This window comes from Streptomyces sp. NBC_00448 (genome assembly GCF_036014115.1).
Taxonomy (GTDB): Bacteria; Actinomycetota; Actinomycetes; order Streptomycetales; family Streptomycetaceae; genus Actinacidiphila.
In genome coordinates this window covers 8042972-8057468 of sequence record NZ_CP107913.1, presented here as the reverse complement: position 1 = coordinate 8057468, position 14497 = coordinate 8042972, and the positions used below count along the sequence as shown (strand labels likewise).

The window sequence follows — 14497 nt, the reverse complement described above, 5'->3', positions numbered from 1 at the left end:
CCCGGCGATGACCGTCGACGACGAGGCGATACGGCCGCGCACGCTCGCCTGGGCCGGGCGGCACCTGCGGCCCGGCGAGAGGATCACCGGGGCCGAGAGGCTGCACGGCGGCATCAGCGCCGAGATGCGGCGGCTGACGGTCACCGGACCGGCGGGCGGGGTGCGGCACCTGGTGCTGCGGACCTTCACCCATCCGTTCTTCGTCGAGCACGCCGAGGACCTGCTCGGCCGTGAGGCCGACGCCCTCGACGTGCTCGGTGCGCCCGGTGTGCCCGCGGGCGGCGGTGTGCCGGCGCCCGTGCTGGTCGCCGCCGACCCGGCCGCCGCGTGGTGCGAGTACCCGTCGCTGCTCATGACGCATCTGCCCGGCCGGACGGTCTTCGACGACGAGGAGTTGGACGCACGCGTCCGGCTGCTGGCCCGCGCGCTCGTGGCGATCCACGCGGTGCGGCCCGCGCGGCGCCCACCCGCGTACGAGGCGTGGACGACCGCCGACACCGTCGTCCGGCCGGAGAGCGCCGACCCGGCGGCCTGGTCCGCCGCGATCGACGTGATCGGGAAACCGGCGCCGCCTTTCGCCGGACGGTTCCTGCACCGCGACTTCCACCCCGGCAACGTCCTGTTCGACCTGGCGGGCCCGCGCCCGCGGATCACCGGCGTCGTCGACTGGGTGCAGACCTCATGGGGCCCGGCGGACCTCGACGTGGCGCACTGCTCCACCAACCTGGCGCTGCTGCACGGCTCTTCGTGGGGCGGGCGGTTCGCGGCGGAGTACGAGGCGGCCGGCGGCACGCTCGCCGCCACCGCACCGGAACGGCGCTACTGGCGGTTGCTGGACGCGCTGGCCTTCGCCGGCGACCTGCGCGACACCGCACGGCCCTGGCGGCAGGCGGGCCGGGCGGAGCTGACCACGCGGGCGGCGGACGCGCGGCTGGACGCCTACGTCATCGACCTGATGAACGCCCCGAACTGACCACCCGGCGCGGCCCCCACCGCCCCGACCGCCGGCGCCCGCCCGCCGTGGGCGCCGGCAGCCCGGGGGCCGGCTACCGCAGGCCGCGGCGGGAGAGGAGCGGCTCGACCCGTGGTGCGCGGCCGCGCACCACGGCGAACGCCGCCATCGGGTCCTTGCTCCCGCCCTTCGCGAGCAACTCGCGGCGGAAGATCTCCCCGTTGGCGCGCCGCATGCCGCCGTGGGTCTCGAACCAGTCGACGGTGTCGGCGTCCAGCACCTCGCTCCAGATGTAGGAGTAGTAGCCGGCGCTGTAGTCGCTGCCGAAGATGTGCGTGAAGTAGGTGGTGCGGTAGCGCGGCGGGATCGCCGGCAGGTCGATCCCGGCCGCCGCCAGGGCGCGCGCCTCGAACTCCAGCGGGTCGCCCGGGTCGCTGCCGGCCGGCAGCGAGTGCCACGCCCAGTCCAGCAGCGCCGCCGCGAGGTACTCGACCGTCGCGAAGCCCTCGCCGAACCGTGCGGCCTCCAGCATCCGCGCCACCATGCCGTCGGGCATCGGCTCGCCGGTCTCGTGGTGGCGCGCGTACCGGGCCAGTACCTCGGGCCAGGTCGACCACATCTCGTTGACCTGCGACGGGTACTCCACGAAGTCGCGCGGCACCGCGGTCCCGGAGAAGTAGGGGTACCGCACGTCGGAGAAGAGCCCGTGCAGGGCGTGCCCGAACTCGTGGAAGAGCGTGTCGACCTGGCTGAACGTCAGCAGCGCGGGCTCGCCGGGCGCGGGCTTGGCGATGTTGTGGTTGTTGACGATCACCGGCTGCCGGCCGAGCAGCCGGGACTGCGGGACCAGCGCGTTCATCCAGGCCCCGCCGCGCTTCGTCGGCCGGGCGAAGAAGTCGATCAGGAACAGCCCGAGCCCGCTGCCGTCGGCGTCGAAGACCTCGAAGATCCGGACGTCGGGGTGGTAGCCGACCAGGTCGGGCCGCTCGGTGACGGTGATCCCGTAGACCTCGTGGGCGGCGTGGAAGACGCCGTCGCGCAGCACGGACTCCAGTTCGAGGTACGGGCGCAGCGCCGCCTGGTCGATGGAGTGACGCTCCTTGCGGACCTTCTCCGACCAGTACGCCCAGTCCCACGCCTCGATCGGCCCGCCGGCGGTCTCGGCGAGCGCGTCGGCCTCGCGGCGGGCGTTGGCCACGGCGGGCGGCACCAGGCGCTCCAGCAGGGCGGTCACGGCCTCGGTGCTGCCGGCGGTGGTGTCGGCGACGGTGTACGCGGCGTGGCTGTCGTAGCCCAGCAGTGCGGCCCGCTCGGCGCGCAGGGTGGCCAGGGTGACCGCGAGCGGGCCGTTGGTGTCCTGCGCGCGGTCCATGGCGGCGGCCAGGAGGCGGCGCCGGAGCTCGCGGTCGTCGAGAACGGCGAGTTCGAGCTGGTTGGTGAAGTTCCGCAGGCTCAGCACCCACTTGCCGTCGTGGCCCAGCTCGCGGGCGTTCGCCGCGGCGGCCGCGACCGCGTCCGGCGACAGGCCGGACAGTTGCGCGGGGTCGTCCAGCACCAGGGCGCCGTCCTTGTTGGCGGCCAGCACGTTCTGGCCGAACTCGGTGCTCGCGGCCGCGATCCGCGCGTTCAGCGCGCGCAGCCGCTCCCGGCCCTCCTGCGACAGCTCCGCCCCGGCACGGACGAAGGCGATACGGTACCGCTCCAGCAGCCGCAGCGACTCCGGGTCCAGGCCGAGGGAGTCGCGTGTCTCGTACAGCGCCTTGATCCGCGCGTAGAGCTTCGCGTTCAGGTACACCTCGTCGGTGTGCGCGGACGTCATCGCGCTGACCTCGGACTCGATCTCCCGCAGGCCGTCGGTGACGTGTGCGGACGCCTGGTTGCCGTAGACCGCGCCCACCCGTGCGAGCAGTCCGCCCGAACGCTCCATCGCCTCCAGCGTGTTGGCGAAGGTGGGGGGTTCGGGGTCCGCCGCGATCCGTTCGACCTCGGCGGTGTGCTCCGCGATGGCCTGCTGGAACGCCGGGAGGTAGTGGGCGTCGTCCAACCCGGCGAATGCGGGCAGGCCGTAGGGCAGCGGGCTCGGGCTCAGCAGCGGGTTCATGGTCACCGTCCGACCCTATACAGCCGCCCGGGCCCCCGCCGTCACGGTTTCGGTCGCATTCCGGCCACCAGGCCGGTGGCCTGCTGGGCGCGCAGTCCTCCCCCGGAGCTCCGCCTGGGTGGGGGTGCCCCCGGCGGAGCCAGGGGGAGTGCCCCCAGCGCCCCTGGTCTGGTGCGGCTCCCTCCGCACGGAAGCAGCCGCACGTACTCAGGGGCGCGAGGAACTGCGCGAGAACCCCCCACCGGCGGGTGGTCCCTCAACCGGCGGACAGGGGCACCCCGGAGGGTCAGGTCACCCCGACTTGCGGCGGAACTCGCGTGCTCCGCCCGCGCGGCCGTGGGCGCCGTGGACCTTGGACTGGTCCGGTCCGGTCCCCGCGGTGCCGCCTCCGCCGCGCCCGCCCTGCTTGCGTGCCAGCGCCTCACGGAACTTGCGCTTCACGTCGTCCTCGGCGGGTGCGGCCGGGTTCTCCCCTTCCGGTTCCGCGGAATCGGCCGGTGCGGCCGCTTCCGCATCCAGCGAACTGCTGTCGGCGGCCGTGTCGGCCGCCTGCTTTGCGTCGGTCATGCCCCAAGCCTCGCACGTCGGCCGCCCCCCGCCTACTGAATAGCGGCCTGACGGACCGCGCGTGTACGGTTCCGGTCAGCTCTCGTAGCACCGCCGCGGAAGGATCACACTCCATGACCTGGCTGTTGTACGGGGCCACCGGGTACACCGGTCGCCTGATCGCCCGCCGTGCCGTCGCGCAGGGCCAGCGCCCCGTGCTGGCCGGTCGCAACGCCGCCAAGCTGGTCCCGTTCGCCGCCGAACTCGGTCTGGAGCACCGGGTGTTCGACCTTTCCGAGCCGACCGCCATCCGCCGCGGGCTGAAGGACGTGACGGCGGTGGCGCACTGCGCGGGGCCGTTCACCCGTACCGCGCTGCCGATGGCGCACGCGTGCGTGGAGACGCGGACGCCCTACCTGGACATCACCGGCGAGATCGACGTGTTCGAGTCGCTGCGCGCGCTCGGCACCCGCGCGGAGGCGGCCGGGATCACCCTGCTGCCGGGCGCCGGCTTCGACGTGGTGCCGACCGACTGCGTGGCGGCGCTGCTCGCGGCCAGGCTGCCGGACGCCACCCAGCTCGACCTGGCGTTCCTGCTCGGCGGCGGCCCCAGCCCCGGCACCGCCCGCACCCTGGTGGAGGGCGCGCCCGACGGCGGCCGTATCCGCAGCGGTGGCGAGATCCGTTCGGTGCCGCTGGGCTCCCGCCAGGTGCGCGCCGCCTTCCCCTCGGGCGCCCGCACGGTGGTGTCGATCCCGTGGGGCGACGTGAGCACCGCCTACCACTCGACGGGCATCCCCGACATCACCACCTACACCGCGATGCCGCAGGCCGTGGTGGCCGCCTCCCGTGCGGTGCGGCTCGGGCCGCTGCGCCGCGCGGTCTCGGGTGCGGTGGGGCTGGTGGTGCGGGGGCCGGGCGAGCGGCGGCTGGCCGGCACCCGCAGCGAGGTGTGGGGGCAGGCGACCGACGCGGCGGGCAACAAGGCGACCGCCACGCTGACCGGCCCGAACCCGTACCGGATCACGAGCGACGCGGTGCTGCGGATCGTGCAGCGGCTGCCCGATCTGGCCGCGGGCTTCCAGACACCGTCCCGCGCGCTGGGCGCGGACTTCGCCGCGTCGCTGGACGACGTGACCGTCTCGATCGAGACGCCGCACTGACGCGGGCGGACATGACGGACGCGGACCGGCAGGCGGGCGGGCGCGCACGCGGGCAGGTGTGCGGGTCGGCGGGCGGGCAGGTGTGGGGCCCCGTCGGTCGGCGTCCCGGGCGCGTCCTTCCCCTGACACCGGCCGGGCGCCCCGGCAGGGCCCCTGTTCGAGAGCGGCGGTACTCAGCCGCGGTCACTCACCGCTTGCGGGCGACGGCCCCGTAGACGCCGACCGGCGGCTCGTCCTCGGGCACCTCCTGCTGCCAGTGGTTCACCTGGACCAGGCCGGGCTCGACCAGGTCGAACCCGTCGAAGAACCCCAGCACTCCGGCGTGGCTGCGCGGGGTGAGCACGGCGGTGGCGTTCTTGTACACCGCCGTCACCTCGCCGGCCTTCTCGGCGTGGAAGTCGGCGGTGGCGTGCGAGAGCACCAGGTAGCTGCCGTCCGGCAGCGCCTCGCCCAGCGTGGTCACCATGCCGCGCGGGTCCTCCTCGTCGGTGACGAAGTGCAGGACCGACACCAGCATCAGCGCGACCGGCTGGTCGAAGTCGATCAGCTCGCTGATGGTGGGGTGCCGCAGGATCGTCTGCGGGTCGCGCATGTCGGCGAGGAAGAAGCCGGTGTTGCCGGTGCCGAGCAGGCGGGCGCCGGCGTGGGTGGCGACGATCGGATCGTTGTCGATGTAGGCGATCCGTGCGTCGGGGGCGACGGAGTGGGCGATCTCGTGGGTGTTCGGCGAGGTGGGTATGCCGGTGCCGATGTCGATGAACTGGCGCACCCCGCGCTCCGCGAGGAAGCTCACCGCCCGCTGGAGGAAGTCCCGGTTCGCGCGGGCTCCCACGACCACCTCGGGGGCCGCGTCGACGATGCGGTCGGCGGCTTCCCGGTCCACCTCGTAGTTGTCCTTGCCACCGAGGTAGTAGTCGTACATCCGAGCCGGATGCGGGCGGCTGGTGTCGATCTCGCCGGCGGGAAAGCCCTGCTCGGTCACGCGGTCCTCCGCTTGGTCGTTGCCTGGTCGAGGGGTCGGGGCCGGCCGGGCCGGCGGCAGGGCCCGGTCATCCGAGCAGGAAGTCCGCGTCGCCGGACTTGGCGCCCAGGATGAACGTGGTGATCTCGTGGTTGGTGTAGATGAGCGCGGGGCCCTCGGGGTCGGTGGACTGGCGCAGCGCCACCCGGCCGTCGTTGAGTCTCTTCGCCTCCACGCAGGAGCCGCCGTTGCCGCCGCTCCACGGCTTTCGCCAGCCGTCGGCGCCGAGTTCCGTGGCGGGCATTCCGTTGTAGATGGTGTCGTTGGTGACGCGATCCATGGTTCAGATCTCCTTGCGCATGCCATCGAGGATGGCTTTGGTGCTCTGTGCCGGCGCTGCCTGCGCGCACATCCGGTCGAGGGCTTCGAGGAAGGTGGACACGTCGTCGCGGTCGTCGAAGTAGGCGCCGCCCACCAGACTCTCCGTGTAGGCGATGTCCGGGATCTCCTTGAGCTGGAACCGGAAGATGTGGAACGGCCCGTACATGGCCGGGTGCGGCCCCGCGGCGAACGGGATCACCTGCAGCCGCACGTTGGGCAGGTCGGCGGCGTCGATCAGGGCGCCCAGTTGCTCGCGCATCACGCCGCGGCCGCCGATCGGCCGGCGCAGCACCGTCTCGTCCATCACGACCCACAGCAGGGGTGCCTCGTCGCGGCTGAGCAGCGCCTGCCGCTCGACCCGCAGCGTGACCAGCCGGTCGATCTCCTCGGGGGTGGCGTTCGGCAGCCCGGCGCGCAGCACGGCCTGGGCGTAGCTGGGGACCTGGAGCAGTCCGGGGACGTAGTGGGGCTCGTAGGCGCGGATGACCGACGCCTCGCCTTCGAGGCTGACGAAGGCGCTGAACCACTCGGGCAGCACGTCGCGGAAGTTGTGCCACCAGCCCGGCCGGTTGGCTTCGCGGCACAGCGCGAGGAAGCCGCCGATCTCGTCGGGAGTGGTGACGCCGTAGGTGGTGAGCAGCTTCTCGACATACGGGATCTTCAGACCGACTTCGGCCTTTTCCATCCGCCGGATCGTGGCGTGGGTCACATCAAGGGCACGGCCGGCCTGCTCGAAACTGAGACCGGCCTTCTCGCGGAGGTCCTGGAGGCGTTTTCCGAGCACCATGCGCAGGACCGTCGGGGCACCACCCGGCCGGGGGTCCATCACGTGCCTCATCCTCCAACTCCCTTGACTGACATGCAGTGTGTCATGACGTCAGCGCCAGGAACAGCATGTTCTGTCGATTCTGTAATTTACAGTTCGGACCTTGCCATGTGTCCAGCGCGGGCCTCATAGTTACGGGGTGGTCCTTTCAACTCACGCTCTCCGGCCCGAGTGCCGGGCAGACGTCCGCGCCCCCGGGCACCAGGACGTCTTCCGGCTGCCCGCGCTGAGCGCGTCCGTGGCGGCCGCCCGCGCACGGATACGGGCCCGCCTCCGGGAGTGGGGCGCGGACGCCGAGCTGAGGGACGACGCGGGACTGGTGGTGACCGAACTGTTCACCAACGCGGTCCGGCACACCGACAGCGAGAAGATCACGTGCGCACTGCATGACGTCGGCTCGGCGGTGCGACTCGAAGTGACCGATCAGGGGCGCGGCGAGGGGGACCCGGTGCCGTGTGCGGCCACTGCCGACGAAGAGGGCGGGCGAGGACTGCTGCTGGTGAGCGTACTGGCGGCAGCCTGGGGTTCCGATCCCGCAGCGGATGGCATGGGGCGTGTGGTGTGGGCCGAACTGGCCGCACACCGCGCGCCCCATTGACGTATCGCCGACGTACCGGCCGACGTTTCGGCCGACGTACCGACGTTCACCGGCCGGCCGCCGAGCCCTGACGACGCGGCTCCCCGCCGCGCGGTTCCTAGCGGCGCGGTTCCAGCGGCAGCAGCTCCGGCCGCTTGGGCAGCACGCCGTCGCCGGAGGACGCCCCGCGCAGCCGGCGGCCGATCCACGGCACCAGGTACTCGCGGGCCCAGTGGATGTTGTCCCGGCGGACCTGCGCGGGCAGCCGGCGCGGCTCGGGCGGCCAGGGCAGGTCGGGGTCGGTCGGCGGCTCCAGGCCGAGCACCTGGGCGGCCCGCAGCGCCACCCGGACATGGCCGGCGGACGACAGGTGCAGCCGGTTGTCGCTCCAGGCCCGCCGGTCGTGGATGGCCGCCAGCGACCACAGGTCCAGCACCGGGCAGCCGTAGCGGTCGGCGACCGCGCGGACATGGGCGTTGTACGTCGCGATCTTGCCGCGCAGCAGGCCGAGCACCGGCACCCCGCGGGTGTCGAAGCCGGTGCAGACCATCACCGTGCCGACCACCGCGCGCAACTGCGCGACCGCGCCCTCGAACCGCTCGGCGAGCGCGTCGGGGTCGCTGCCCGGGCGCAGGATGTCGTTGCCGCCGGCGCAGAAGGTGACCAGGTCGGGCGCGAGCGTGACGGCCCGGGGCACCTGCTCGTCGATGATCCGGTCCAGCAGCCGGCCGCGCACCGCGAGGTTGGCGTAGCGGAAGTCGCCGGGCGGGGTCGCGCCGGCCCGGCGCTCGGCGAGCAGCTTCGCCAGCCGGTCGGCCCACCCCACGAACGCCTCGCCGGGCCCGGGGTCGCCGACGCCCTCCGTGAAGCTGTCCCCCACCGCCGCGTACGACCCGAAGCCGGCCGTGGCCGGCGCGAGCACCCGGCCCGGTCCGCCGCCCGGTCCGCCGGTCGCCGTGCCGGTCACTGTGCCGGTCGCCGTCCGCTGCGCCGGTCGTCCTTCGTCGGTCTCTCCGTTGTCATCTGTCCGCGTATCGTCAGCCACGTCGCACCATTTTTCTCCTCGGCCTGTGACCTACGCGACCGTAAGGACGGATCGACGGCACGTGATTCATCCCACCCGGCCGGCCCGGAGAAGACCGCCCGCAGACGGAATACGGCCCGACACATACCGCTCGGTACGCCTTCGCCCGCGCTGCCGTATCGTCGGCGGTGGCGCGGTGCGGCCGCGACAGGCGCAGTTCACGACATGGCAAGGACGAGGAAAAGGAGCATCGGTGACGCAGGAAGTGCGGCAGTCCGCCGCGACCGGCCCGGAACCCCAGCTGACCGGGGTGCGCAACTTCCGCGACGTGGGCGGGCTGCCCACCGCCGACGGCCGGCGGGTACGGCCGGGGGTGCTCTTCCGCAGCGGCCACCTCGCGCACGCCGACGAGCAGGACGCGGACTTCCTCGCCTCGCTCGGGCTGCACACCGTCTTCGACTTCCGCAACGGCGACGACATCGCGCTCGAAGGCCCCGACGTCACGCTGCCCGGCACCCGCAACATCAACATCCCGCTCAGCGACCCCGCGCAGAACGCGGACTTCTGGCGGACCGTCCGCGACGGCGACCTCGGCGCGCTGCACGCCGCACTCGGCGACGGCAGGGGCGCGGAGCGGATGGAGGCGTCCTACCGCAAGCTCATCCTCGAACGCACCTCCGAGCACGGCCGGATGCTCGCCCTGCTCGCCGGGCCGTCCGACGACGCGCGGGACGGCCGGCAGCCGGTGACGACCGCGGCGGCCGGGCCGTCGGACCGCGCCGCCGTGCCCGCGCTGCTGCACTGCGCCGCCGGCAAGGACCGGGCCGGCACCTCCATGGCGATCATCCTGCTCGCGCTCGGCGTGGAGCGGTCCGCGATCGAGGCGGACTACCTGGAGAGCAACGCCCGGCACCGCCGCTACAAGGTGGTCCGCGGCGACGGAAGCACCGGCACCGCGATCGACCCCGCCGTCCGCGAGCTGCTCGACCCGCTCTTCGAGGCCCGGATCGAGTACCTGCGGGCCGCGTTCGACACGATCGAGCAGCACTGGGGCTCCGTCGACCGCTATCTCGAAGAGGGTCTCGCCCTCGCCCCCGCGGCCCGCGCGCGCCTGCGGGACCGCCTCCTCACGGACTGACCGGCCTCCCGCCGGACCGCCACCCCGCGGCGCCCGACACCGGGCGGCGCGGGGTGGAAGCGGTGCGGGTCGTGACGACGCGGGTCCGTGACGACGCCGGGCCGGGGCAGCCGCCTACCGGTTGGCCACCGCCTGCTTCACCAGGGTCCGGCCGAAGTCCCACATCAGCCCGCCCCCGCCGTGCGCGTCGTCCATCACCTCGGTGAACGCCTGCACGAAGCGGTCCACGTCCGCCTCGTCGACGACGAGCGGCGGGATCAGCTTGATCACCTCGATGTGGTCCCCGGAGACCTGCGTGAGGATGCGGTGCCGCTGGAGCAGCGGCACCACCACCATCTGGGCGAACAGGCCCTTGCGTGCGGCCTGGAGCATCGTCCAACGGCTGCGCAGCTTCAGCGACTTGGGCCGGCCGAACTCGACCGCGACCATCAGCCCGCGGCCACGGACGTCCTTCAGCAGTTCGTACTCGTCGACGAGCGCGGCCAGCCGGGTGCGCAGCAGGTCGCCCATCCGCCGGGAGTTCTCGACCAGTTGCTCGTCCTCGACCACCGACAGCGTGGCCAGGCCGGCCACCATGGCCTGCGCGTTGGAGCCGTAACTGGCCGAGTGCACCAGCACCCGGTCCATCGAGGAGAAGACCTTCTTGAAGATCCAGTCCTTGCCGAGGGTCGCGCCCACCGGGACGTAGCCGCCGGAGAGCGTCTTCGCCACCGTGAGCAGGTCGGGCTCGACGCCCTCCTCGTGCTGGTAGGCGTAGAAGCGGCCGGTGCGGCCGATGCCGGTCTGCACCTCGTCGCAGATCAGCAGCGCCTTGTGCGCGCGCAGCAGCGACTGGGCGGAGCGCAGGTAGCCGGCCGGGGGGATGTGCACGCCGTGGCCCTGGATGGGCTCGACGATCATCGCCGCCACGTCGCCGCGCTTGAGTTCGCGGGCCAGCGCGTCGAGGTCGCCGACCTCGACCTCGGTGTCGGGCAGCAGGGGCGCGAAGCCGTCCTGGAAGCCCTCCTCCCCGTTGACCGACAGCGAGCCGGTGGTCAGGCCGTGGAAGGAGTGCTTGCAGTACAGCACCCGGGGCTTACCCGTGGCGTACCGGGCGAACTTCAGCGCGGTCTCCACCGCCTCGGTGCCGCTGTTGCCGAAGAACACCCGGTCCAGGTGCGGGGTGTGGGCGAGCAGCTTCTCGGCGAGCAGCCCGGGCAGCGGCTGGCAGTCGAACCGGGTCAGGTCCGGCAGCCCCGCGTCCAGCACGTCGTGCAGCGCCTTGCGGACCACCGGGTGGTGGCGGCCGACGCCCATCACGCCGAAGCCGGCGAGCATGTCCAGGTAGTCGTTGCCCTCGGCGTCCCAGAAGTGCGCGCCCTCGGCCCGCTCGTAGTACTTGTCGAAGCCGATGGTGCGCAGCATCCGCGGCAGTTGGTGGTTCAGGTGCTTGGTGTGCAGCTCGTACCGCTCACCGCCCCGCTCCGCGAGCAGGGTGCCCAGGTCGAACCCCTTCGGCTGCGCACCGGGAACCGCGCTGTCCGGGTCCGGCATCGGGTCGGACGATGTCATCGTTCACCTGCTCCTCGCGTGCGTGGGGTGCTGCCACCCGAAGTATGCGCCGGTCTCGCGGTGTCGGAACCGGCCGGGTCGGCCTGCCCGGGGACGGTCCTGCCCGCGTCCTTGGCAGTGGTTCCCGCCGCGCGCCCGGGTACGGCGCGGGGGCCTGCCGCGGTTCCGGGTACGGCGCCGGCCGCCGCTGACGCCGCCGTGCCGCTCTCCGTCACCGCCCCCGGCTCGGTGCGCGCGGCCAGCCGCAGGAACGATGCACCCACCGACCCGGCGATCTCCGCCGGGGTCAGCCCGATGTCCGCCAGCACCTCGTCCCGCTTGGCGTGCGCGAGGAACTGCGGAGGGATGCCGAAGTCGCGCAGCGGCACGTCGACGGACGCGTCGCGCAGCGCCTGGGCGATCGCCGAACCGACCCCCGCGGCACGGCCGTTGTCCTCGACGACGGCCACCATCCGGTGCCCGGCGGCGAGTTCGGCCAGGGCGGGGTCGACCGGCTTGACCCAGCGCGGATCGACCACGGTGACGCCGATGCCGCGCCCGGCGAGCAGTTCGGCGACCGACAGGCAGGTGCCGGCCAGCGCGCCGACGGAGACCAGCAGCACGTCGGGCCGCAGGCCCGCGGCCGGCCGGTGCAGGATGTCCACGCCGCCGATCCGGTCGAGCGCGGGCACCTCCTCCCCCGCGGTCTCCTTCGGGAACCGCACCACGGTGGGCGCGTCGTCCACCGCGACCGCCTCCCGCAACTGCGCGCGCAACTGGTCCGCGTCGCGCGGCGCGGCGATCCGCAGCCCGGGCACCACCTGGAGGATCGACATGTCCCACATGCCGTTGTGCGAGGCGCCGTCCACCCCGGTCACCCCGGCCCGGTCCAGCACGAAGGTGACGCCGCACTTGTGCAGCGCGACGTCCATCAGCACCTGGTCGAAGGCGCGGTTGAGGAAGGTCGCGTAGACCGCGACGACCGGGTGCAGGCCGCCGGTGGCCAGGCCCGCGGCCGAGGTCGCGGCGTGCTGCTCGGCGATCCCGACGTCGAAGACGCGGTGCGGGTAGGCCGCGGCGAACTTCGCCAGGCCCACCGGCTGGAGCATGGCCGCCGTGATGGCGACCACGTCGGGGCGCTCGGCGCCGATGGCCACCAGCTCCTCGCCGAACACCGAGGTCCACGACGGGCCCCGGGACGGGGCCAGCGGCCGGCAGGTGAGCGGGTCCATGGCGCCGACGGTGTGGAAGTGGTCCGCCTCGTCCTGCTCGGCGGCGGCGTACCCGCGGCCCTTCTCGGTGAGGCAGTGCACCAGGACCGGGCCGTGGAAGCGGCGGGCGCGGCGCAGCGCGGACTCCACCGCGGCGATGTCGTGGCCGTCGATCGGGCCGAGGTACTTCAGCCCCAGGTCCTCGAACATGCCCTGCGGCGCGAAGGCGTCCTTGAAGCCCTTCTTGGCGCCGTGCAGCGACTCGTAGAGCGGCTGGCCGATCACCGGCGTCTGCTGCAGGAGCTGCTTGCCCCAGGACAGGAAGCGCTCGTAGCCGTCGGTGGTGCGCAGGGTGGCGAGGTGGTTGGCCAGGCCGCCGATGGTGGGGCCGTAGGAGCGCTCGTTGTCGTTGACGACGATGATCAGGGGGCGGTCCCGGGCGGCGGCGACGTTGTTCAGCGCCTCCCAGGCCATGCCGCCGGTGAGCGCGCCGTCGCCGATGACCGCGACCACGCGGTCGTCGCTGCCGCGCAGCTCGTTGGCCTTGGCGAGGCCGTCGGCCCAGCCGAGCACGGTGGAGGCGTGGCTGTTCTCGATCACGTCGTGCTCGGACTCGGCACGGGACGGGTAGCCGGACAGGCCGCCCTTGGTGCGGAGTTTGGAGAAGTCCTGCCGGCCGGTGAGCAGCTTGTGCACGTAGGACTGGTGGCCGGTGTCCCACAGGATGCGGTCGGCGGGTGAGTCGAAGACGCGGTGCAGCGCGATCGTCAGCTCCACCACGCCGAGGTTGGGGCCGAGATGGCCGCCGGTCCTGGCGACCGCGTCGACGAGGAAGTGGCGGATGTCGGCGGCGAGTTCGTCCAGCCGGCCGTCGGGCAGTGCCTTCAGGTCGCGCGGGCCTTTGATGTTCTCCAGCATCGACATGTGTGGACCTCGTTCCTGCCGGGATTGCGGTGGATCGCCGGCCGCTGACCGGCCGGTGGCAGTGCGGGTACGAGCCACCGGCGCGGCCCATGCCGTCGCCGGTGGCTCGTACCCGCTTTCACCAGGAGGTCACTTCGCGCGGTTGGACGCGACGGTCTCCCGGGCGGCGCGGATGGACTCCTTCAGCGAGCCCATGGTGGCCAGCACGGCCGTGGGCTCGTAGCCGCAGTGGGCCATGCAGTTGTCGCAGCGCTCGTCCTTGCCGCGGCCGTACTTGTCCCAGTCGGTCTCGTCGATCAGCTTCTGGTACGTCGCCACGTAGCCGTCGCTCATCAGGTAGCAGGGGCGCTGCCAGCCGAAGAGCGAATAGTTGGGGATCGCCCACGCGGTGCAGGGGAAGTCCGCCTTGCCCTCCAGGAAGTCCAGGAAGAGCGGGCTGTGGTTGAGCCGCCACTTCTTGCGGTTGCCGTCGCCGAACGCCTTGCGGAACAGCTCACGGGTCTGCTCGACGCCGAGGAAGTGGTCCTGGTCGGGCGCCTTCTCGTACGCGAACGCGGGCGACAGCATCATCTCGTCGACCTGCAGGTCGTCGTTGAGGAAGTTGAGCACCTCGACGATCGTCTGCGGGGTGTCCGTGTTGAAGAAGGTGGAGTTGGTGGTCACCCGGAAGCCGCGCCGCTTGGCCTCCTTGATCGCCTCCACGGCCTCGTCGAAGGTGCCTTCCTTGGCCACCGATTCGTCGTGCCGCTCGCGCAGGCCGTCAATGTGAACGGTAAACGCGAAGTAAGGGGACGGTGTGAACTTGTCCATCTTCTTGCGCATGAGCAGGGCGTTGGTGCAGAGGAATACGTATTTCTTACGGGCGACGAGCTGGCGGACGATCTCGTCGATCTGGGGGTGCATGAGCGGCTCGCCACCCGCGATGGAGACCATCGGCGCACCCGACTCCAGCACCGCCCCGACCGCCTGGGCGACCGGCATGCGCTGCTTCAGCACCCCGGCCGGGTGTTGGATCTTGCCACAGCCCTCGCATTTGAGGTTGCAGGCGAAGAGCGGTTCGAGTTCGACGATCAGCGGGAACTTTTCGCGACGCCTAACCATTTTCTGTTCAAAGAGGTATGACGCGACGCGGACGGTCTGACGGAGCGGCATGGCCATCTAGC

At 72.5% G+C, this 14497-nt stretch carries 13 protein-coding genes; 4 read left to right on the top strand and 9 right to left on the bottom strand.

Annotated features, from left to right (window positions below; genetic code table 11):
- Nucleotides 1–7: 7 nt before the first annotated feature.
- Nucleotides 8–973 (top strand): phosphotransferase family protein, encoded by a 966-nt coding sequence (locus OG370_RS34795; RefSeq protein ID WP_328471342.1) that lies wholly within the window; start codon nucleotides 8–10, stop codon nucleotides 971–973.
- A gap of 73 nt (nucleotides 974–1046) precedes the next feature.
- On the opposite strand, the gene OG370_RS34790 is transcribed toward OG370_RS34795, so the two are convergent.
- Together OG370_RS34790 and OG370_RS34785 are read right to left on the bottom strand one after the other, a co-directional pair.
- On the bottom strand, nucleotides 1047–3053 hold the full coding sequence (locus tag OG370_RS34790; RefSeq protein ID WP_328474719.1) for a M3 family metallopeptidase: 2007 nt from the start codon (nucleotides 3051–3053) through the stop codon (nucleotides 1047–1049).
- Between the two features lie 291 nt (nucleotides 3054–3344).
- Complete coding sequence (locus OG370_RS34785; RefSeq protein WP_328471340.1) at nucleotides 3345–3620, bottom strand: DUF5302 domain-containing protein; 276 nt, start codon at nucleotides 3618–3620, stop codon at nucleotides 3345–3347.
- A 113-nt stretch (nucleotides 3621–3733) separates the two neighbouring features.
- On the opposite strand from OG370_RS34785, the gene OG370_RS34780 reads away from it, so the two are divergent.
- Nucleotides 3734–4762 carry a saccharopine dehydrogenase family protein gene (locus OG370_RS34780; RefSeq protein WP_328471338.1) on the top strand — a complete coding sequence of 343 codons (1029 nt, stop codon included), beginning with the start codon at nucleotides 3734–3736 and terminating at the stop codon, nucleotides 4760–4762.
- 187 nt (nucleotides 4763–4949) lie between these two features.
- Here the strand turns inward: OG370_RS34780 and OG370_RS34775 are convergent, their stop codons facing one another.
- The 3 genes from OG370_RS34775 to OG370_RS34765 form a co-directional block, all read right to left on the bottom strand.
- The gene (locus OG370_RS34775; protein ID WP_328471336.1) at nucleotides 4950–5744 is read right to left on the bottom strand and encodes an SAM-dependent methyltransferase; all 795 of its coding nucleotides are present in this window, start codon (nucleotides 5742–5744) and stop codon (nucleotides 4950–4952) included.
- A 67-nt stretch (nucleotides 5745–5811) separates the two neighbouring features.
- Complete coding sequence (locus tag OG370_RS34770) at nucleotides 5812–6063, bottom strand: DUF397 domain-containing protein (RefSeq protein ID WP_328471334.1); 252 nt, start codon at nucleotides 6061–6063, stop codon at nucleotides 5812–5814.
- Between the two features lie 3 nt (nucleotides 6064–6066).
- Nucleotides 6067–6891, bottom strand: a complete 825-nt coding sequence (locus OG370_RS34765; protein ID WP_328474717.1) for a helix-turn-helix domain-containing protein — start codon at nucleotides 6889–6891, stop codon at nucleotides 6067–6069.
- Nucleotides 6892–7069: 178 nt separating this feature from the next.
- Between OG370_RS34765 and OG370_RS34760 the strand changes: the two genes are divergently transcribed.
- Nucleotides 7070–7528: an ATP-binding protein gene (locus OG370_RS34760; RefSeq protein WP_328471332.1), complete on the top strand. Its 459-nt coding sequence runs from the start codon at nucleotides 7070–7072 to the stop codon at nucleotides 7526–7528.
- 97 nt (nucleotides 7529–7625) lie between these two features.
- Here OG370_RS34760 and OG370_RS34755 read toward each other — a convergent pair whose 3' ends face one another.
- The gene (locus OG370_RS34755; RefSeq protein ID WP_328474715.1) at nucleotides 7626–8429 is read right to left on the bottom strand and encodes an SGNH/GDSL hydrolase family protein; all 804 of its coding nucleotides are present in this window, start codon (nucleotides 8427–8429) and stop codon (nucleotides 7626–7628) included.
- Nucleotides 8430–8784: 355 nt separating this feature from the next.
- Between OG370_RS34755 and OG370_RS34750 the strand changes: the two genes are divergently transcribed.
- On the top strand, nucleotides 8785–9669 hold the full coding sequence (locus tag OG370_RS34750; protein WP_328471330.1) for a tyrosine-protein phosphatase: 885 nt from the start codon (nucleotides 8785–8787) through the stop codon (nucleotides 9667–9669).
- A 114-nt stretch (nucleotides 9670–9783) separates the two neighbouring features.
- Here the strand turns inward: OG370_RS34750 and OG370_RS34745 are convergent, their stop codons facing one another.
- From OG370_RS34745 to hpnH, 3 genes are all read right to left on the bottom strand, one after another.
- The gene (locus OG370_RS34745; RefSeq protein WP_328474713.1) at nucleotides 9784–11202 is read right to left on the bottom strand and encodes an aspartate aminotransferase family protein; all 1419 of its coding nucleotides are present in this window, start codon (nucleotides 11200–11202) and stop codon (nucleotides 9784–9786) included.
- 14 nt (nucleotides 11203–11216) lie between these two features.
- A complete protein-coding gene (gene dxs, locus OG370_RS34740; RefSeq protein ID WP_443060804.1) occupies nucleotides 11217–13334 on the bottom strand; it encodes a 1-deoxy-D-xylulose-5-phosphate synthase in 2118 nt (705 codons plus the stop codon).
- A gap of 129 nt (nucleotides 13335–13463) precedes the next feature.
- A complete protein-coding gene (gene hpnH, locus OG370_RS34735; RefSeq protein ID WP_328471328.1) occupies nucleotides 13464–14492 on the bottom strand; it encodes an adenosyl-hopene transferase HpnH in 1029 nt (342 codons plus the stop codon).
- Nucleotides 14493–14497: the final 5 nt, after the last annotated feature.

Excerpts from the sequence above, each read along its gene's own strand:
- OG370_RS34790 (WP_328474719.1), bottom strand. The coding sequence starts at position 3,053 with ATGAACCCGCTGCTGAGCCCGAGCCCGCTGCCCTACGGCCTGCCCGCA.
- OG370_RS34780 (WP_328471338.1), top strand. The coding sequence starts at position 3,734 with ATGACCTGGCTGTTGTACGGGGCCACCGGGTACACCGGTCGCCTGATC.
- OG370_RS34785 (WP_328471340.1), bottom strand. The coding sequence starts at position 3,620 with ATGACCGACGCAAAGCAGGCGGCCGACACGGCCGCCGACAGCAGTTCG.
- dxs (WP_443060804.1), bottom strand. The coding sequence starts at position 13,334 with ATGTCGATGCTGGAGAACATCAAAGGCCCGCGCGACCTGAAGGCACTG.
- hpnH (WP_328471328.1), bottom strand. The coding sequence starts at position 14,492 with ATGGCCATGCCGCTCCGTCAGACCGTCCGCGTCGCGTCATACCTCTTT.
- OG370_RS34765 (WP_328474717.1), bottom strand. The coding sequence starts at position 6,891 with ATGGTGCTCGGAAAACGCCTCCAGGACCTCCGCGAGAAGGCCGGTCTC.
- OG370_RS34770 (WP_328471334.1), bottom strand. The coding sequence starts at position 6,063 with ATGGATCGCGTCACCAACGACACCATCTACAACGGAATGCCCGCCACG.
- OG370_RS34795 (WP_328471342.1), top strand. The coding sequence starts at position 8 with ATGACCGTCGACGACGAGGCGATACGGCCGCGCACGCTCGCCTGGGCC.
- OG370_RS34745 (WP_328474713.1), bottom strand. The coding sequence starts at position 11,202 with ATGCCGGACCCGGACAGCGCGGTTCCCGGTGCGCAGCCGAAGGGGTTC.